Raw genomic sequence first — 19,045 nt, forward strand, 5'->3', positions numbered from 1 at the left:
GAGACAAATGAAATCACGTGCAGCAGTTGCATTCGGCCCCGGCCAACCGTTAAAAATTGTCGAAATCGATGTCGCACCGCCAAAGAAAGGTGAAGTGCTGGTTAAAATTACCCACACCGGCGTGTGCCATACTGATGCTTTTACGCTCTCAGGCGACGATCCGGAAGGGGTTTTCCCGGCGGTGCTCGGCCATGAAGGTGGCGGCATTGTGGTTGAAGTGGGTGAAGGCGTTACCAGCCTGAAACCGGGCGATCATGTGATCCCGCTATACACCGCAGAATGTGGCGAGTGTAAGTTCTGTAAATCGGGTAAAACTAACCTGTGTCAGGCCGTACGTGCGACCCAGGGCAAAGGTCTGATGCCGGATGGCACAACCCGTTTCTCGTATAACGGCGAGCCGATTTATCACTATATGGGCACCAGTACCTTCAGCGAATACACAGTATGTGCGGAGATCTCTCTGGCGAAGGTTAACCCGCAGGCTCCGCTGGACAAAGTGTGTCTGCTGGGGTGTGGCGTGACCACCGGTATCGGAGCGGTCCATAACACCGCAAAAGTGAAAGAAGGCGATACCGTCGCCGTATTTGGTCTGGGCGGTATTGGCCTGGCGGTGATTCAGGGTGCGGTGCAGGCGAAAGCCGGGCGTATTCTGGCCGTTGATACCAATCCGGAAAAATTTACGCTGGCAGGTGAAATGGGCGCGACCGATTTCATCAATCCGAAGGATTACGACAAACCGATTCAGGATGTGATTGTCGAGCTTACCGATGGCGGCGTGGACTTTAGTTTCGAATGTATCGGTAACGTTAACGTGATGCGCGCGGCGCTGGAATGCTGCCATAAAGGATGGGGCGAAAGCATCATTATTGGCGTGGCAGGAGCCGGACAAGAGATCAAAACGCGTCCGTTCCAGTTAGTTACCGGGCGTGTCTGGCGCGGTTCCGCGTTTGGCGGCGTGAAGGGGCGTACTCAGCTTCCTGGTATGGTTGAAGATGCGATGAGCGGGAAAATTCAGTTGGATCCGTTTATTACCCACCGTTTACCGCTGGAGCAGATTAACGACGCGTTCGATTTAATGCATCAGGGTAAATCCATCCGTACCGTTATCCACTTTGGCGATAACTGATTCATTGGCCAGCGGATTTCACCGCTGGCACTTTCCTGAATTTTTTAGAATTATGTTGTGAAAGTGTGACGAATCTGGCGCTTTTCACGGTAAGTAAACTTCCCGGATTGCCGATGACTATCTAACGGGCGTGTTTTCACGCATAAACCCTACAAGAGAGTCGACGGTCATGGACAACACTACATCGATGCAAGCCCAGCATAAACTGGGCTTTCTGCATCAAATCCGGCTGGTTCCGCTGTTTTCCTCCATTCTCGGTGGCATCCTTCTGCTGTTCGCCTTAAGTTCCGGGCTGGCAAGCTATTTTCTTATGCAGGCCGATCGCGATCAGCGCGACGTGACCGATGAGATTCAGGTCAGGATGGGGTTATCTAACAGCTCTAACCACTTGCGTACCGCGCGTATCAACATGATCCACGCCGGCGCGGCGAGCCGTATTGCCGAAATGGATGACATGAAGGCCAATATCGCCGAGGCAGAAAAACGGATTAAGCAATCGCAGGACGGTTTCAATGCTTATATGTCACGCGCGGTAAAAACGTCTGCCGATGAAGCGTTAGACGCTGAACTGAGCGCCAGCTTCAAAGCCTATACCGACGGCTTACAGCCGATGCTGAAGTACGCTAAAAACGGCATGTTTGAGGCGATCATCAACCATGAAAATGAACAGGCCAGACCGCTGGACTCTGCGTACAACAAGGTGCTGTTAAAGGCGATCGACATTCGTACCACCAGGGCGAATCAGTTAAGCGAACAGGCGCATCAGCGTACACAGCTTGGTATGGCTTTTATGCTGGGCGCATTCGTTCTTGCGCTGGCGCTGACCGTGATGACGTTCATTGTTCTGCGCCGTACCGTCATTCATCCTCTGTTGCGTGCCGCCCAGCGCATTGAGCAAATTTCAGCGGGGGATCTGACCATGCCGGAGGAACCGACCGGGCGCAGCGAAATTGGTCGCCTGAGCCGCCATTTGCAAACAATGCAACGTTCGCTGGGGAAAACGGTAGGCACGGTGCGTCAGGGCGCGGAAGAGATTTATCGCGGTACCAGTGAGATTTCGGCGGGGAACACCGATCTGTCTTCACGTACCGAACAACAGGCTGCGGCGATTGAACAAACGGCGGCCAGCATGGAAGAGTTGACGGCGACGGTGAAGCAAAACGCCGACAACGCGCATCATGCGAGCAAGCTGGCAGAAGATGCCTCCGGTAAGGCCAGTCGGGGCGGTCAGATGGTTTCTGGCGTGGTCAAAACCATGGGCAATATCTCAACGAGTTCGAAGAAAATCTCCGAAATCACAGCCGTTATTAACAGCATTGCTTTCCAGACCAATATTCTGGCGCTGAACGCAGCGGTTGAAGCGGCGCGAGCAGGAGAGCAGGGCCGTGGGTTTGCCGTGGTTGCCAGTGAGGTGCGCACGCTGGCAAGCCGCAGCGCTCAGGCGGCAAAAGAGATTGAAGGATTGATCAGCGAATCAGTTCGACTGATTGACCAGGGCTCCGGAGAAGTGGTCGCTGCGGGCAATACGATGACGGATATTGTCGATGCGGTAAAACGCGTCACCGACATTATGCTGGAAATTGCGGCGGCCTCTGATGAGCAGAGCCGGGGTATCGTCCAGGTGAGCCAGGCAATTTCAGAAATGGATAAGGTAACGCAGCAAAATGCCTCGCTGGTTGAAGAAGCCTCTGCCGCAGCGGCATCGCTGGAAGAGCAGGCGGCGCGCTTAACGGAAGCTGTTGGCACATTCCGTTTAACAGGGACAAGTGCTATTAAACGCGCGCCTGTGACGACAAAGCCTGACCATTCACGCCCGCAGGCGGCAACTGCCAGTGGCGATAACTGGGAAACATTTTAACAATAAAATCAATTAAGGGACCTGATGGTCCCTTAATTTTTGGCATCAAAACGGCACGGTTTTGCGTATTGCGGCGATCAGGATCTGCGCGGCCTGAGAGAGCTGCACATCGACACGGGTAAGAATGCCGATGGGTTCACCCGCACCGTGGGTGGGTATCGGCAACGACACCAGCGTCGCCTGGCGTAAATCTTCTCTAACCGCGCCTGAAGGGACAAACCACACATAGTCGTAATCGACCGTCAGTTGGCGGGAGAGCGATGCTGACAGCGTTTCAATACAGCCCGGCGGCATTTTGCAGCCCTGACTTTGCAACAACGCCTCTGCGTGCTGGCGAGGGGCGGTTCCTTTTGGTGAAACCACCACCGGCCACTCCATCACCCGACTCAGCGTGATGGTTTCCTGCAACAACGGGTGGTTAGGGCGCACGACCAGTTTGAGCGATTCCAGAAATAACAGCTCGTAGTTCAGACCAACCATCAATTCCGGATCGGCCATACGGCCAATGCCGAGATCAATTTCCCCTGACTTTAAACCCGCCAGGATCATGGGATTACTCATGGTGGCAACCTGCAGCGTGGTCTCCATTTGCTGCTTATGGAACGGGCCAATGACCGCCGGCAGAATGCCCAGGGCCGCGGTGGGTAAGGCGCCAATCCGTACGACATCCGTCTGTGACTCTTCGCGCTGGTTTAAGGCTTGTCCGGCGGTGTTGAGCGCATCCAGCACTCTGACTGCGTGGGTAAGAAACTGTTCTCCGGGCAGCGTTAATTGTGCACCAAGGCGACCACGCTCAAAGAGCCGGGTACCGGTCAGTTGCTCCAGTTCATTCAGCGTTTTGGAGAGGGCTGGTTGGCTCAGGTTAAGGGTCTCAGCCGCGCGGCCCAACGTTCCCTGCTGTGCAACGGCGACAAAAGTATGAAGGTGGCGCAAGCGAATGCGCTGATTGAACAGAACATTTTTTTCCATAAGCGATGTTAAAAACAGAGTCGTATCGGTGACAAGTGAAGTTGTTCGATTTTGATAACTTGATAGCAAAATATTATTAACATTTGTCCTATTTTACTTACAAATGATTTATTTTGCTTATGTTTTGTACAGCGCTGCCGGGTGGTGGGATCATGGAAGAGAATGCGTCCAGTCGATATACTTTCGTTATTGTTTGCTTTTGAACCATTCTCTTCACAAGGCACTGATTAATGATAGATGTAATAGGGCACCTTAACCCCGATAGCGATGCCATTTGTACCGCCGCCATGACGGCACGTTGGCTTACTTTACGTGGCCAACAGGCGACGGCATGGCGTTTGGGCGAACCTAACCGCGAAACGCAATTTATCTTTGAGCATGCGGGACTGACGATGCCCGAACGGCTGACGTTTGAACTGACCGATCGTGATGTGTGGCTGGTCGATTTCACCGAGCCTGCCCAGGGGCCGGCATCGCTGGCAGAAAGTAACGTCGTGGGAATTATCGATCATCACCGACTCGGTGGATTAGTCACTCGTCTGCCACCAGAAGTGTGGGTGAAGCCAGTTGGCAGCAGCGCGACGCTGTTATGGCAACTGATGACGGAAGAGGAGCGCAGCCAGTTGTCTGCCGCTGAGGCCGTTTTATTGCTGGGTGCTGCATTGAGTGACACTGTCACGCTTCGCTCACCAACGACCACCTCTGACGATCGCCTGGCGGTGGAGGCCCTGGCCCAAAAAACCGGTGTGGATCTCGAGGCGTTTAGTCGCGACCTGCTGTCTGCTAAAACAAGCGTGGAAGGCATGAGCGCTCGCGAGCTTCTGCAGAAAGACATTAAAACCTTCACCATTCATGGACATTCTGTTTGTGTGGCGCAGCTTGAACTGTATGCGCTGCAACAGGTGGCTGCGGTGCTGGACGATCTCCGTCTGGAAATGGCGCGCTATGCAGAGGAAAAGAATGCCGCGCTGGTTGTACTGATGCTCACCGATATCAATCTGGGCGACACCAGCCTGTGGTTTGCCGGTCCAGCGCTGTCAGACATCCCGCAGCCCTGTAAGGTGGAGGGGATGCTCAGCCGTAAAAAACAGATGTTGCCCTGGCTGGAAAGTCATTTAAAACCACGCCAGTAGGTTCTGTTCACCGTCTGTAGGGGTGGGAAATTTACGCGGGGTCACACTTTGTAAATTCTTCCCACCGGAGTCAGCGGCGTTTTCTACACTCCAGGTAATATTCACTGGAGGCATGACATTATGGCGAACACCATCACGGCAGATGAGATTCGGGAACAATTTTCGCAGGCAATGTCAGCAATGTACCAGCAGGAAGTCCCGCAATATGGCACGTTGCTGGAACTTGTCGCTGATGTGAATCTGGCGGTACTGGAAAATAATCCTACGCTGCATGAAAAACTGGCGAATGCAGATGAGCTGGCCCGGCTAAACGTTGAGCGCCACGGCGCCATTCGGGTGGGCACTGCGCAGGAGCTTTCTACGCTACGCCGGATGTTTGCCATTATGGGCATGTATCCGGTGAGTTATTACGATCTCTCCCAGGCCGGTGTTCCCGTGCATTCCACCGCGTTTCGTCCCATTGACGATGCGTCGCTTTCGCGCAACCCGTTTCGGGTATTCACCTCGTTATTGCGGCTCGAATTAATCGAAAACGCCGCGCTACGGCAAAAAGCCGCGGAGATCCTCGCGAAACGCGATATTTTCACCCGTCGTTGTCACGAACTATTGGATGAGTTTGATGTGCAGGGCAGTTTTACGTCTGAGCAGGCGCAGGAGTTTGTGCAAGAAGCGCTGGAAACTTTCCGCTGGCATCAGCATGCCACGGTCGATGAGGCGACCTATCACGCATTGCACAATGAGCACCGGCTGATTGCTGATGTGGTGTGTTTCCCTGGGTGTCATATCAACCATCTGACGCCGCGTACGCTGGATATCGACCGGGTTCAGTCGATGATGCCGGAGTGCGGCATTGAACCCAAAATACTGATTGAAGGGCCGCCGCGCCGCGAGGTGCCCATTTTATTGCGCCAGACCAGTTTTAAAGCGCTGGAAGAGCCGGTGTTATTTGCCGGTGAAATGCGTGGCACTCACACGGCGCGTTTTGGTGAAATCGAACAGCGCGGCGTGGCCCTGACGCCGAAAGGCAGAGCGTTGTACGACGAATTGCTGAATAAAGCGGGAACGGGAAAAGACAACCTGACGCATCAGCTGCATTTGCAGGAGGTGTTCAAAGCATTCCCGGACAGCGAATTTCTGCTGCGCCAGCAGGGGCTTGCCTGGTTCCGCTACCGGCTGACGCCGTCGGGCGAGGCGCATCGACAGGCGATTCGCCCGGATGACGACCCGCAGCCGCTCATTGAGCGGGGCTGGCTGGTTGCTCAGCCCATTACCTACGAAGATTTTTTACCGGTGAGCGCCGCGGGGATTTTCCAGTCTAATCTGGGGAATGAAACTCAGGCCCGTAGCCACGGTAATTCCAGCCGCGACGCGTTTGAACAGGCGCTGGGTTGTGCGGTTTATGATGAGTTTGCGTTGTATCAGGAGGCGCAAGATCGCAGTAAACGGCGGTGTGGTTTACTTTAATTGAATTTACATGGGATTCGGTCTGTTCCCATCGACATAAAATATTTTCGATTTTGTACAGATAATCGGCGACCAACAATTGGATTATTAATGAATTTTGTCTAGAGTGAGCGGTCAGAAATGTGCACTCTCTTGCCGCTGATTATGGCCGGCGCGGGACCATTTACACGACCAGAAGGACTCACTTTCAGGCATGAATCGCAGACGATTTATTAAAGGTTCAATGGCAATGGCCGCCGTGTGCGGAACCAGTGGTATTGCATCACTCTTTTCCAGCGCCGCCTTTGCGGCAGAGTCTGACATTGCAGACGGAAAAACCGTACGTTTTGATTTTTCCGTTCTGCAATCGATGGCCCATGACTTAGCACAGAAGCCCTGGGGCGGCGCACCGCGCGCGTTACCTGACACGCTGGCCAAACTGACGCCTCAGGCCTACAACAGCATTCAATATGACGCAGAGCAGTCTCTGTGGAACAATGTTGAAAATCGTCAGCTTGATGCGCAGTTCTTCCACGTGGGAATGGGCTTCCGTCGCCGCGTACGCATGTTCTCGGTTGATGGCAGCACGCATATGGCGCGCGAAATCCACTTCCGTCCGGAACTGTTTAAATACAATGATGCGGGTGTGGATACCAAACAGTTGGAAGGGCAGACTGACCTCGGGTTCGCCGGGTTCCGCGTGTTTAAAGCGCCAGAATTAGCCCGTCGCGATATCGTTTCTTTCCTGGGCGCCAGCTATTTCCGCGCCGTGGATGACACCTATCAGTATGGTTTATCGGCCCGCGGTCTGGCGGTAGATACCTACACCGACAGCAAAGAAGAGTTTCCTGATTTCACCTCTTTCTGGTTTGAAACGGTCAAACCGGGCGCAACCTCCTTTACCGTGTATGCGCTTCTCGACAGCCCCAGCGTAACCGGCGCATTTAAGTTCGTGATCCACTGCGAGAAAACGCAGGTGATCATGGATGTACAAAACCACATCTATGCGCGCAAAGACATCAAGCAGCTCGGTATTGCACCGATGACCAGCATGTTTAGCTGCGGCAACAACGAACGTCGGATGTGTGACACCATTCACCCGCAAATTCATGATTCCGACCGTCTGGCGATGTGGCGGGGCAATGGCGAGTGGATCTGCCGCCCGCTGAATAACCCGCAAAAACTGCAGTTCAACGCCTATACCGATAACAACCCGAAAGGGTTTGGCTTGCTGCAGCTCGATCGCGACTTCTCCCATTACCAGGATATCATGGGCTGGTACAACAAGCGTCCGAGCCTGTGGGTCGAACCGCGTAACCAGTGGGGCAAGGGGACTATCGGCCTGATGGAGATCCCGACGACCGGCGAAACGCTGGATAACGTCGTCTGCTTCTGGCAGCCTGAAAGGTCGATCAAAGCGGGCGATGATCTGGAATTCAAATATCGCCTGTACTGGAGTGCTCAGCCGCCGGTGCGTTCACCGCTGGCTCGCGTGATGGCGACCCGAACAGGCATGGGCGGCTTCCCGGAAGGATGGGCGCCGGGCGAGCACTACCCGGAAAAATGGGCGCGACGTTTTGCTGTTGATTTCGTCGGTGGCGATCTAAAAGCCGCCGCGCCGAAGGGTATTGAACCGGTGATTACGCTCTCCAGCGGTGAAGCGAAACAGATTGAGATCCTTTACGTGGAACCTATCGACGGTTATCGCATTCAGTTTGACTGGTATCCGACCTCTGACTCAACCGATCCGGTAGATATGCGTATGTTCCTGCGTTGTCAGGGCGACGCCATCAGTGAAACCTGGCTGTATCAGTACTTCCCGCCAGCGCCGGATAAACGTCAGTACGTTGACGACCGCGAGATGCGTTAATCACTCCCTTTACGGCTCTCCGAATGGGGGGCCGAATCTGTAATCCTCTTCACAACCATTCTGTACACTATTTACTCGATCCCGTTCGCATTTTTCTGTAAGTCAAGTGGGTACTCTGGAGGTGTGTATTTCTTATACACGTCCTTTTCCACTAACAGGGAGAAAGTATGTTTCCAGAATACAGAGACCTTATTTCCCGACTGAAATCCGAGAACCCTCGCTTTCTGTCCTTATTCGAAAAACACAACAGCCTTGATCATGAGATCTCCAGACTGGAAGGTTCGGATGGTCGGGGGTATAGTTTGGACATTGTTCGCCTTAAGAAACAGAAACTCCACCTGAAGGAAGATCTGCTCAAAATATTGCAAAAAGAGAGTGTCAGTGAGAGCTAAGTAAAACGGCGCTCGCTGTGTAAAAGGGCTTCCAAAAGGGAGCCCTTCCTGTTTTTATTTGATTGAGCAGGGTGGCCTGCTTAACCATCATAACGGAATGAAAATGTCAGAAGTGATTACCATCAATGACACGCTGGAACTGCGTGCCGTAGAAGAGCAACACGTCACGCCTCTGCATCAGTTGGTGCTTAAAAATAAAAGCTGGCTCCAGCAGTCGCTGAACTGGCCGCAGTTTGTTGCCTCTGAGGAGGACACCCGCAAGAATGTGCAGGGCAATATGATGTTGCACCAGCGCGGTTACGCCAAAATGTTCCTGATTTTTGCGCAAGAAAATGTGGTCGGGGTTATCTCGTTTAACCAGATAGAACCGCTGAACAAAGCGGCTTATATCGGCTACTGGCTAGATGAGGAGCATCAGGGTAAAGGCATCATGTCCCAGGCGCTACAGGCCTTAATTCATCATTATGCGCAGCGTCAGGAGATTCGCCGCTTCGTGATTAAATGTCGCGTAGAAAACGTTGAGAGTAACCAGGTGGCGCTACGTAATGGCTTCCAACTGGAAGGATGTATGCAACAGGCGGAATTCCTTAATGGTGATTACTATGATGTGAATCTCTACGCCCGCATCATTGATGGCTCTTCAGAATAAACCTGCGATAGGCGTGCGCGTAATGCGCTGTTCACCGTTAATCACTTTCGGTCCGCGTAGGTGAATGGTATCGCCATCAAACGCCTGGATATGCGCCTGACCGGTTATCTCAATGTGATGCTCGATCAGCACTTCGCCCAGCACGCAGACGTGGCCTTCAATCAGGATGTGGTCGTCTAACTGGAGCGGTCCACCGCGTAATTGCGCATGACCGCCGACCAGCACGTGGTGTTTCAGCACGCAGTTACCTTCAACTACCGCGTGCTCCGCCACCTGCGAGCTGTAGCGTAGGGTAGGTATGGCATCTTCTTCGCTCCCGGCGATGACGCGCGCATATCCATAGACTTTGGCGCAATCGCAAATCCAGACATTGTTCTCTTCATTACCTTCCACCTGTGCGAAATCAAAAACTTCCGCCCGATGTTCAATAAAGGCATAGTTGATTTTCGCATCGCCATAGATCTGCGCCTGATGCACCACTCGTGAGTGGCTGACAAAAGCCCGATCATAAATTTGCAGGAGCTGGTCGTTTTCACGGGTTAGCCCCCTGGCGGCGATGATTTCAGAGTCACACATCACGCGCGCATCACCAAAGAGAAGGCACTCGCCGCGAACCACAGAATCCTGAATGGTGACGTTGTCACGTATTTGCGCGTTATGACTGATTTCAGCCCGGTCAATCCACACGTCATCGCTAATTTGCGCGCCATCTCTGACCACGCTTGCCTGAGTAATGCGGGCGTTTCCTGTAATCGTCGCGCCGGAAAATGCGAGCGCGTTTTCATCGTAAATCCAGCAATCACCGCTTTGTGACAGCACGCTTTCATTGTCGATCCAGCCACCGGGCGTGCCGGCCTGGACATCATTAAAATCAGTGAGCGCAATGATTTGGCGTAGTAATACGCCTTTTTTATTGCCATTATCCTGGTAACTAAAGGATCGAGACTCATCGCTGAGACGATATTTGGTCATAGCTCATTTCCATGTTGCGCACCTTAGTTAAACGTAGCAAAGTTTTCCGCACTGGCTAAATCAGCGGAAATTCCATAAAATGCATTTCAAATATACTTTAAAAAATAAACAAAATGAGTAAGAACAAGCAGAGTGAGCGGGTCCTCAATCTTCCGGCCGGTTATTTTGGCATGGTACTGGGCATCATTGGGATGGGGTTTGCGTGGCGTTATGCCAGTCAGGTGTGGCCAGTGAGTCACTTGATTGGCGACGGTTTAGTGATCCTCGCAATGGTCATTTGGGGGCTGCTGACGCTGGCTTTTCTGAGCCGTTTACTGCGTTTTCCGCATAGCGTATTGGCGGAAATTCGTCACCCGGTGATGAGCAGCTTTGTCAGTCTGTTTCCGGCCACAACGATGCTGGTCGCGATTGGTTTTGTCCCGTGGTATCGACCGCTGGCGATTGGGTTGTTCAGCATTGGCGTGGTGATACAGCTGGCCTACGCCGCCTGGCAAACGGCAGGGTTGTGGCGTGGATCGCATCCAGAGGAAGCCACCACGCCGGGTCTGTATCTGCCGACCGTCGCCAATAACTTTATCAGTGCAATGGCCTGTGGCGCTCTGGGTTTCAACGACGCAGGATTGGTGTTTTTAGGCGCAGGGGTTTTTTCCTGGCTCAGCCTGGAGCCGGTGATTCTGCAACGTTTACGTAGCTGCGGCGAGTTGCCTGCGGTGTTACGTACTTCACTTGGCATTCAACTGGCGCCTGCGCTGGTCGCCTGCAGCGCCTGGCTTAGCGTCAACGGCGGCGAGGGCGATACGTTAGCCAAAATGTTGTTCGGCTATGGTCTGCTGCAACTTTTGTTCATGCTACGGCTCATGCCGTGGTATTTGTCACAGCCATTTAATGCGTCTTTCTGGAGCTTCTCGTTTGGCGTGTCGGCGCTGGCAACAACAGGGCTGCATCTGGGCCACGGTAGCGAGTCAGGATTTTTTCATACGCTGGCGATCCCACTGTTTATTTTTACCAATTTTATCATTGCATTATTACTGGTACGTACGTTTGCATTGCTGATGCAGGGGAAACTGCTCATCCGCACGGAGCGTGCTGCATTACTGAAATCTGAGGATAAATAATGACCCTTTGCGACGAAAACTACTTTACTGAGAAATACGATTTAACTCGTACGCATTCCGATGTTGTTGAAGCGGCAAAAATTGTTAAGCCAGGTAAAACGTTAGACCTGGGCTGCGGTAACGGTCGTAACAGCCTGTACCTTGCGGCAAACGGTTATGACGTGACAGCATGGGATAAAAATCCCATGAGCATCGCTAACCTTGAGAGTATCAAAGCGGCGGAAGGGCTGACCAATCTGCACGCTAACGTCGCGGATCTCAACGCATTACGCTTTGATGGCGAATATGATTTTATTCTTTCTACCGTTGTGCTGATGTTCCTTGAAGCCAAAACTATCCCTGGCCTTATTGAAAATATGCAGCGGTGCACTAAACCGGGCGGATATAACTTAATCGTCGCGGCGATGGATACCGATGATTTTCCGTGTACCGTGGGTTTCCCGTTCGCGTTTAAAACCGGAGAATTGCGCAACTATTACAGCGGATGGGATCTGCTGAAATATAACGAAGACGTGGGTGAACTTCATCGTACGGATGAAAACGGTAATCGAATTAAACTGCGCTTTGCCACAATGCTGGCACGCAAAACTGCCTGAACCTCCCGCTTGGGTTAACTCTTTCTGCGCTCAGTATTTTTGTGCCGGGCGCAGAGAGAAAATTGTGCGGTGTTTACCATTTTTAGTACATCCAAAATGAAACGGTTTTGCTATCCTTTTTAAGCATCATTGCGAAAACTAAAGGGATCGTTTCATGCGTACTCAAACTTTATTTAAAGTTGCAGTGCTTACTGGCTTGTTGGCATTATCCGGCTGTGCGTCAAAAGTGACTGCGCCGGATAAATATTCTGGGTTTTTAAAAAATTACTCTGATTTGAAGGAAACACAATCAGCATCGGGACAAACCGTACTCCGTTGGGTTGATCCGAGCTACAACGAATCCAAATATGACAACATTGTATATAACCCGGTAACGTATTATCCGGTTCCTAAACCTACCACGCAGGTAGGGCAGCAGGTTCTTGATCAACTGCTGACCTACACTAATACCCAGTTGAAATCCGCCATCAGCAAGCGTAAGCCCCTGGTTACTACCCCTGGGCCACGTAGCCTGATTTTCCGCGGAGCGATTACCGGTGTTGCAACGAGCAAAGAAGGACTGCAGTTCTATGAAGTGATCCCGGTTGCGCTACTCGTTGCGGGAACACAAATGGCAACGGGTCACCGTACCATGGATACCAACCTCTATTTCGAGGGTGAGTTGATTGATGCGGCGACCAATAAACCGGTAGTTAAAGTTGTACGTAAGGGTGAAGGTAAAGATCTGAGCAACGAAAATACGCCGATGACATTCGAAACGTTGAAGAAAGTTGTTGATGACATGGCGACGGATGCCTCCATGTTTGACGTGAACAAAAAACCACAATAATAATCAACGCACCATCTCAGGATGGTGCGTTTTTTTTATGCCACCCGGCGTCGATAGAATAGTTTACCCATCAGCACTTCTGGTCGGGCAAACATCACCATATTCCCCAGTAAAATCAATACCAATCCGGCAATAGCGTTAACTTGCCAGACGTATCCTTCATACAATGTTGACAGCGTTAGCGCAACCAGCGGGAAAAGCAGGGTGCTGTATGCCGCCCTACTGGGACCAATGCGACCTACCAGTGTGAAATAAGCGCCGAAAGCAATCACTGAGCCAAAAATAGCCAGATATAACAGTGCGCTGAGATAGCTGAATGTCCACTGTGGCGTAAAATTGTCCCCGCGCATCAGCGCAATGGCAGCGATCAACAGCGTGCCGTACAGCATGGCCCAACTGTTGGTCGTTAACACTTCCAGCCCTTTTTTCTGGTGACGCATGCTGATCATATTACCCAATGAGAAACCGAAGGTTCCAAGGGCGCTTAAGCCGATACCCAGCAGCAAGGAATGATTGAATCCGCTGTTGAGCAAATCCTGCCAGAACAGAGTCACAATGCCCGTCAGTCCAAGACCGGCTGCTATATAGAAACGCAGCGGTGGTTTTTGCCCAAAAAAGATGAAGCTATTGACCGCATTGAACAGGACGGCCATTGAGAAAATCACCGACTCCAGGCCGGTATTAATCCAGGCCGCAGCCGTATAAAAACACCAGAAGTTGAAGCAAAAAACGCATCCACCCTGTAACAGACAAAACAGATGATCGCGACCAGACAGTTTGCGTAATTTACCGCTAACCAGCAGGATCACTATCATCAGCGAACTGGCAACGGCGAAGCGCCAAAAGATAGAAACCGGCGCAGAAACCGGGCCCTGCTGCAAATAAATCGCAATCCATGTCGTTCCCCAAATTACCACCACCAGGCAGTACAACAGTGCGTTCATACAACTCTCTCTTTTTTGGATTCAGGTTCACACTGTGTCATGTCTGGCGGCAGGAGGCTTTCATCGGTTTGCGGCGGACTTGCAAAATCTTGCGCTTTTTTAGCGTAAAAGCGAAAAGGAAGCTGTTAACAATATGTGGCTGTTATAGACTGAAAGCCTGCTAACTTATTTTGAATGTGATGGTATGCCTCAGCCCTACGATGCCTTTGAAAACTTACGCAAACATAATGCCGTGCTGCATGAATCGGTTGCGTTACATTCAGGGATCCAACTGGCGGCCTGGTCAAACAAGCGCGATACCATCACCCAGTATTGCGATCACCATACGCTCAGTTTATATATCGCGGATGGCTACGAGAGTTACCACAAAACGGCGGGGGGCTGGAAGAATGGCGGCGGACCGGACCGTTTTTGCCTGATGCCGAAAGAGAGCGAGTCAAGTTGGGATATCCGCGACGCTCTCTCCTTTGTTCATCTCTATTGTACCGACGAACATCTGCGCGAAGTGGGTGAAAAAGTCTGGGATAGAAGTCCCTATAGCTTCACGCTGGACGAGCACACGTTTGGCAGTGACCCGGGGATCACGGCGGTTTACCGTCAGTTTCTGCTTGATAACGACTGGCAGCAACCGGCCAATCACCTCACGCTCAGCGCGGCATCTTCGCTACTGTTAACGCATCTGATCCAGCATTACAGCAACGTTCAATGGCGACTGCCCACCGTCACCGGAGGACTCGCGCCTGTCACCTTGCGTAACGTGCTGGCCTATATTGACGCGCATCTGGCGTACCCGATCACCCTGAACGATCTGGCTAGCGAGGCGGCGCTCAGCGAATTCCATTTTGCCAGAATGTTTCGCCAGTCGATGAATATGGCACCGCATCAGTACGTGATGCAACGTCGTATGGCGCTGGCACAGCATCTGGTTTGTTACACTTCACGCAGTTTGTCAGATATTGCGATGACCTGCGGATTCAGTTCGGCAAGCCATTTTAGTAACCGGTTTAAACAGGTAACCGGTAAAACGCCAACGCAGCTACGTGCGGCGAAATAACGTCAACACGGCGTAGCAGATACCGCCTACGACCAGCCCCCAGAATGCAGATCCAACCCCCAATAACGTCAGGCCGCTGGCCGTGACCAAAAACGTAACGATGGCTGCGTCGCGTTCCGCTTCATTATGCAACGCCTGATACAAACTACCGCTAATTGTCCCGAGCAAGGCCAGACCGGCCAGCATCTGGATCCAGCTTACGGGCAGTGCCGCCATTAGTCCTGTGACTGAACCGCCAAACACCCCTGCCAGAAGATAGAAGACGCCAGCCGCGGCGGCGGCGAGCCAGCGTCGTTTGTCATCAGGATGCGCTTCGGGACTTTGGCAAATTGCGGCGGTTATGGCGGCAATGCAGATGGAGTAGACGCCAAACGGCGAAAACATCAGCGCCAGCAGGCCGGTAAAGATAATGAGCGGTGAAACGGGTAATGAATAGCCCGAGGCATTCATAGTGGCAATACCTGGGGCATTTTGCGAAGCCATGGTAACCAGAAACAGCGGTAGCGCAATGCTGATACTGTGGGCAAATGAAAAGTGTGGGGCAATAAACGCAGGCATGACCGGCGATAAATTTACTCCGCTTGTGACAATGTCACCTTTTATTAGCGCGATAGCGATACCCGCCAGCATCGCGGCGATCGTCGCGTACCGTGGGGCTGTGACTTTAAATACCAGCCATGCCACCAGCATACTACCGCACAAAATAAGCTCACTGTTGAGGCTATTAAAGGCCTGCAGACCAAAGCGCAGCAGGATCCCGGCCAGCATGGCTGATGCCAGTGAGTGGGGGATTATTTTCATCAGACGGGCAAACAATCCGGTTATGCCGCACAGCACAATCAACGCGTTAGCTACGATAAAAACGCCGATAGCATCCTGAATCGATACCCCGTGCAGACCCGTAACCAGCAGCGCGGCGCCAGGTGTTGACCAGGCCGTGAGCACAGGAGCGCGATACCATAACGTCAGCGCCAGCGTACTGACGCCCATTGCAATCCCCAGCGCGGTCATCCAGCCCGCGATTTGATCGGTGGTCGCACCTGCGGCCAGGGCCGCTTGCCAGATAATGGCAGCCGAGCTGGCGTAACCGACCAGGACAGCCACAAAACCCGATAATACGGTGGGCAGTGGGATGGAAAATGCGCGCATAGTCACTCCGTGTGCGTTATAACGGTCAATCAATGTAGCACTGTGCGTTATAGCGTACAAGTGCTAAGCTGTAGCCTTGAGAAAGGAGAGTCAGGAAGGCGAAAAATGGAAAACTTAACCCACTATCTGGCCACAACGCTCCGCACGCTACGTCACCAGCGGGAATGGAGCCTGTCACGTTTGGCGGAGGAAACCGGCGTGTCAAAAGCCATGTTGGGGCAGATTGAGCGCAACGAATCCAGCCCAACGGTGGCTACATTGTGGAAAATTGCCACCGGACTGAACGTGCCATTCTCGACGTTTATTTCACCGCCAGAGTCAGACGGCGCGCCAACATTCGATCCCCAGCAGCAGGCGATGGTCGTCACGCCATTGTTTCCGTGGGACCCACAACTGTGCTTCGATCATTTTTCGATACAGCTGGCACCTGGCGCACTCAGTGAATCGACTCCGCATGAAACCGGCGTTATAGAGCACGTGGTGGTGATAAATGGGCTGCTGGATATGTGTATTGAGGGGCAGTGGCGCACCATGGAATCCGGCGAGGGGGTGCGTTTTGCGGGAGACAGGGCGCATAGCTACCGTAACAGTAGCGAACAAACGGTTCACTTTCATTCCCTGATCCATTACCCGCGCGGTTAGTCGGGAAAACTATTCCGAAAATCCGCGCTTGTGACTACAATAGCCGCCATTTTTACCACTTGTGGATGGTAACAACTGTATGCGCCAGCAGCCTCATCACCTTGAATTGTTAAGCCCGGCCCGGGATACCGCCATTGCACGTGAAGCCATTTTGCACGGCGCTGACGCCGTTTACATTGGCGGACCGGGTTTTGGTGCGCGTCATAACGCCAGTAACAGCCTGAAAGATATCGCCGAACTGGTGCCGTTTGCGCATCGTTACGGGGCGAAAATCTTTGTGACGCTGAATACAATCTTGCATGATGATGAGCTGGAGCCCGCACAGCGATTAATTACCGATCTGTATCAGACCGGCGTTGACGCCCTGATTGTGCAGGATATGGGGATTCTGGAGCTGGATATCCCTCCCATTGAGCTGCACGCCAGCACCCAATGTGATATTCGCAGCGTCGAGAAGGCGAAGTTTCTTTCTGACGTCGGATTCACCCAAATTGTCCTCGCGCGTGAACTGAGCCTTGAGCAGATACACGCCATTCATCAGGCTACGGATGCAACTATTGAATTTTTCATTCACGGTGCGCTGTGCGTCGCCTATTCAGGCCAGTGTTATATTTCACATGCGCAAACCGGACGTAGCGCTAACCGCGGTGACTGTTCTCAGGCTTGTCGCCTGCCGTATACCCTGAAAGACGATCAGGGGCGCGTGGTGTCCTATGAAAAACATCTGCTGTCGATGAAAGATAACGATCAGACCGCCAACCTCGGTGCGTTGATTGACGCAGGCGTGCGCTCCTTCAAAATTGAAGGGCGCTATAAAGACATGAGCTATGTGAAGAATATTACCGCGCATTATCGTCAGATGCTGGACGCCATTATTGAAGAGCGCGGCGATCTTGCCCGTTCTTCAGCCGGGCGTACCGAACATTTCTTTACTCCATCCACGGAAAAGACCTTCCATCGCGGCAGCACCGATTATTTTGTGAATGCCCGTAAAGGGGATATCGGCGCATTCGACTCACCAAAGTTCATCGGTCTGCCGGTTGGCGAAGTCCTGAAGGTGGCAAAAGATCATCTCGATGTTGAGGTAACAGAACCGCTGGCCAACGGGGATGGTCTGAACGTGTTAATCAAGCGTGAGGTCGTCGGATTTCGCGCCAACACCGTTGAAAAAACGGGGCACAATCGTTATCGGGTGTGGCCGAATGAAATGCCCGCCGACCTGCACAAAGTGCGCGCCAACCATCCGCTGAACCGCAATCTCGATCATAACTGGCAGCAAGCGTTGACCAAAACCTCCAGCGAACGCCGCGTCGCGGTCGATATTGAGCTGGGCGGCTGGCAGGAACAGTTGATCCTGACGCTCACCAGTGAGGAGGGGGTGAGTATCACCCATACGCTGGACGGCCAGTTTGAGGAAGCGAACAATGCAGAAAAAGCGTTGAGCAACCTGCAGGATGGCCTGGCAAAACTGGGACAAACGCTGTATTACGCCCGTAATATTCAGGTGAATCTGCCGGGAGCATTGTTCGTGCCGAACGGTCAACTGAATCAGCTGCGACGTGAAGCGGTCGACATGCTGGATGCAGCTCGTTTGCAAAACTATCAGCGCGGTCGCCGTAAACCGGTTGCCCAGCCGGCGCCGGTTTACCCGCAAACGCATCTGAGCTTTCTGGCTAACGTCTACAACCATAAAGCGCGAGAGTTTTATCACCGTTATGGCGTGCAGTTGATTGATGCCGCCTATGAGGCGCATGAAGAGAAGGGCGATGTGCCGGTGATGATCACCAAACATTGCCTGCGTTTTGCGTTTAACCTGTGTCCGAAACAGGCGAAAGGAAATATCAAAAGCTGGAAAGCCACGCCGATGCAGCTGGTTAACGGCGATGAGGTCCTGACGCTGAAATTTGATTGCCGACCGTGCGAAATGCACGTGATCGGCAAGATGAAACATCACATTCTGAAGATGCCGTTGCCGGGCAGCGTGGTGGCTTCTGTCAGCCCTGAAGAACTGCTGAAAACGTTGCCAAAGCGTAAAAGCTAACGGTTAGCTCTGATGTGTATCGGGTTTGCGTGATTTTTGCCAGTAATGGTGTTCGCGAAGATCGGCGGCGGATTCTTCCGCCGTCATTCGTAGTTCATCGCTGTCTGCCGTGTGTCGTAATAAGTGATCGGCATCCTGCACCTGAATATATTCATGTCCCTGATTGGTAGCGAGAAGCTGACCGGAAAAAAGCGCGCTGGCCAGCAATAACACCGTTAACCCTTTCTTAAACATCATGCACCCTCTGGTACGTTAGCTGCGGA

General features: G+C 52.5%; 18 protein-coding genes. 13 read left to right on the forward strand and 5 right to left on the reverse strand.

Annotated elements, in window-relative coordinates; all coding sequences use genetic code 11:
* Positions 1 to 7: 7 nt before the first annotated feature.
* Both HV229_RS11975 and HV229_RS11980 read left to right on the forward strand, forming a co-directional pair.
* Positions 8 to 1,126 (forward strand): S-(hydroxymethyl)glutathione dehydrogenase/class III alcohol dehydrogenase, encoded by a 1,119-nt coding sequence (locus HV229_RS11975; protein WP_151222644.1) that lies wholly within the window; start codon positions 8 to 10, stop codon positions 1,124 to 1,126.
* 169 nt (positions 1,127 to 1,295) lie between these two features.
* The gene (locus tag HV229_RS11980; RefSeq protein WP_153690342.1) at positions 1,296 to 2,984 is read left to right on the forward strand and encodes a methyl-accepting chemotaxis protein; all 1,689 of its coding nucleotides are present in this window, start codon (positions 1,296 to 1,298) and stop codon (positions 2,982 to 2,984) included.
* 45 nt (positions 2,985 to 3,029) lie between these two features.
* On the opposite strand, the gene pcaQ is transcribed toward HV229_RS11980, so the two are convergent.
* A complete protein-coding gene (pcaQ, locus tag HV229_RS11985) occupies positions 3,030 to 3,953 on the reverse strand; it encodes a pca operon transcription factor PcaQ (protein WP_003020288.1) in 924 nt (307 codons plus the stop codon).
* A 230-nt stretch (positions 3,954 to 4,183) separates the two neighbouring features.
* Here pcaQ and HV229_RS11990 point away from each other — a divergent pair, with 230 nt between their 5' ends.
* From HV229_RS11990 to rimL, 5 genes are all read left to right on the forward strand, one after another.
* A complete protein-coding gene (locus tag HV229_RS11990) occupies positions 4,184 to 5,086 on the forward strand; it encodes a manganese-dependent inorganic pyrophosphatase (protein ID WP_155574236.1) in 903 nt (300 codons plus the stop codon).
* Between the two features lie 120 nt (positions 5,087 to 5,206).
* Positions 5,207 to 6,550 carry a VOC family protein gene (locus tag HV229_RS11995; RefSeq protein WP_053389633.1) on the forward strand — a complete coding sequence of 448 codons (1,344 nt, stop codon included), beginning with the start codon at positions 5,207 to 5,209 and terminating at the stop codon, positions 6,548 to 6,550.
* Positions 6,551 to 6,743: 193 nt separating this feature from the next.
* On the forward strand, positions 6,744 to 8,399 hold the full coding sequence (locus tag HV229_RS12000; RefSeq protein ID WP_029139548.1) for a glucan biosynthesis protein: 1,656 nt from the start codon (positions 6,744 to 6,746) through the stop codon (positions 8,397 to 8,399).
* 167 nt (positions 8,400 to 8,566) lie between these two features.
* On the forward strand, positions 8,567 to 8,791 hold the full coding sequence (locus HV229_RS12005; protein WP_003833168.1) for a YdcH family protein: 225 nt from the start codon (positions 8,567 to 8,569) through the stop codon (positions 8,789 to 8,791).
* Between the two features lie 103 nt (positions 8,792 to 8,894).
* Positions 8,895 to 9,440, forward strand: a complete 546-nt coding sequence (rimL, locus tag HV229_RS12010; RefSeq protein WP_016156595.1) for a 50S ribosomal protein L7/L12-serine acetyltransferase — start codon at positions 8,895 to 8,897, stop codon at positions 9,438 to 9,440.
* On the opposite strand, the gene ydcK is transcribed toward rimL, so the two are convergent.
* Entirely contained in the window at positions 9,432 to 10,412 is a 981-nt protein-coding gene (gene ydcK / locus HV229_RS12015; protein WP_131350837.1) for a YdcK family protein, read from the reverse strand. The genes rimL and ydcK overlap by 9 nt on opposite strands.
* Before the next feature lie 113 nt (positions 10,413 to 10,525).
* On the opposite strand from ydcK, the gene tehA reads away from it, so the two are divergent.
* The 3 genes from tehA (at position 10,526) to HV229_RS12030 (ending at position 12,952) form a co-directional block, all read left to right on the forward strand.
* Positions 10,526 to 11,527, forward strand: coding sequence for a dicarboxylate transporter/tellurite-resistance protein TehA (tehA, locus tag HV229_RS12020; RefSeq protein ID WP_047358122.1), 1,002 nt, complete (start codon positions 10,526 to 10,528; stop codon positions 11,525 to 11,527).
* Positions 11,527 to 12,123, forward strand: coding sequence for a tellurite resistance methyltransferase TehB (gene tehB / locus HV229_RS12025; RefSeq protein WP_181547633.1), 597 nt, complete (start codon positions 11,527 to 11,529; stop codon positions 12,121 to 12,123). Before tehA ends, tehB begins: the two co-directional genes overlap by 1 nt.
* A 154-nt stretch (positions 12,124 to 12,277) precedes the next feature.
* Positions 12,278 to 12,952, forward strand: coding sequence for a DUF3313 domain-containing protein (locus tag HV229_RS12030; RefSeq protein ID WP_047498586.1), 675 nt, complete (start codon positions 12,278 to 12,280; stop codon positions 12,950 to 12,952).
* Positions 12,953 to 12,987: 35 nt separating this feature from the next.
* Here the strand turns inward: HV229_RS12030 and HV229_RS12035 are convergent, their stop codons facing one another.
* The gene (locus HV229_RS12035; protein ID WP_016153163.1) at positions 12,988 to 13,896 is read right to left on the reverse strand and encodes a DMT family transporter; all 909 of its coding nucleotides are present in this window, start codon (positions 13,894 to 13,896) and stop codon (positions 12,988 to 12,990) included.
* Positions 13,897 to 14,080: 184 nt separating this feature from the next.
* On the opposite strand from HV229_RS12035, the gene HV229_RS12040 reads away from it, so the two are divergent.
* On the forward strand, positions 14,081 to 14,950 hold the full coding sequence (locus HV229_RS12040; protein ID WP_053390121.1) for a helix-turn-helix domain-containing protein: 870 nt from the start codon (positions 14,081 to 14,083) through the stop codon (positions 14,948 to 14,950).
* Here the strand turns inward: HV229_RS12040 and HV229_RS12045 are convergent.
* Entirely contained in the window at positions 14,933 to 16,099 is a 1,167-nt protein-coding gene (locus HV229_RS12045) for a benzoate/H(+) symporter BenE family transporter (RefSeq protein ID WP_046275601.1), read from the reverse strand. The two genes, HV229_RS12040 and HV229_RS12045, sit on opposite strands and share 18 nt — an antisense overlap.
* A gap of 105 nt (positions 16,100 to 16,204) precedes the next feature.
* Between HV229_RS12045 and HV229_RS12050 the strand changes: the two genes are divergently transcribed.
* Positions 16,205 to 16,741 carry an XRE family transcriptional regulator gene (locus HV229_RS12050; protein ID WP_181547635.1) on the forward strand — a complete coding sequence of 179 codons (537 nt, stop codon included), beginning with the start codon at positions 16,205 to 16,207 and terminating at the stop codon, positions 16,739 to 16,741.
* 79 nt (positions 16,742 to 16,820) lie between these two features.
* The gene (locus HV229_RS12055; protein WP_046275600.1) at positions 16,821 to 18,782 is read left to right on the forward strand and encodes a U32 family peptidase; all 1,962 of its coding nucleotides are present in this window, start codon (positions 16,821 to 16,823) and stop codon (positions 18,780 to 18,782) included.
* Positions 18,783 to 18,785: 3 nt separating this feature from the next.
* Here the strand turns inward: HV229_RS12055 and HV229_RS12060 are convergent, their stop codons facing one another.
* The gene (locus HV229_RS12060; RefSeq protein ID WP_016156585.1) at positions 18,786 to 19,016 is read right to left on the reverse strand and encodes a DUF2554 family protein; all 231 of its coding nucleotides are present in this window, start codon (positions 19,014 to 19,016) and stop codon (positions 18,786 to 18,788) included.
* Positions 19,017 to 19,045: the final 29 nt, after the last annotated feature.

Origin of the sequence: Citrobacter sp. RHBSTW-00524, assembly GCF_013747755.1 — a bacterium.
Lineage (GTDB): Bacteria > Pseudomonadota > Gammaproteobacteria > Enterobacterales > Enterobacteriaceae > Citrobacter > Citrobacter braakii.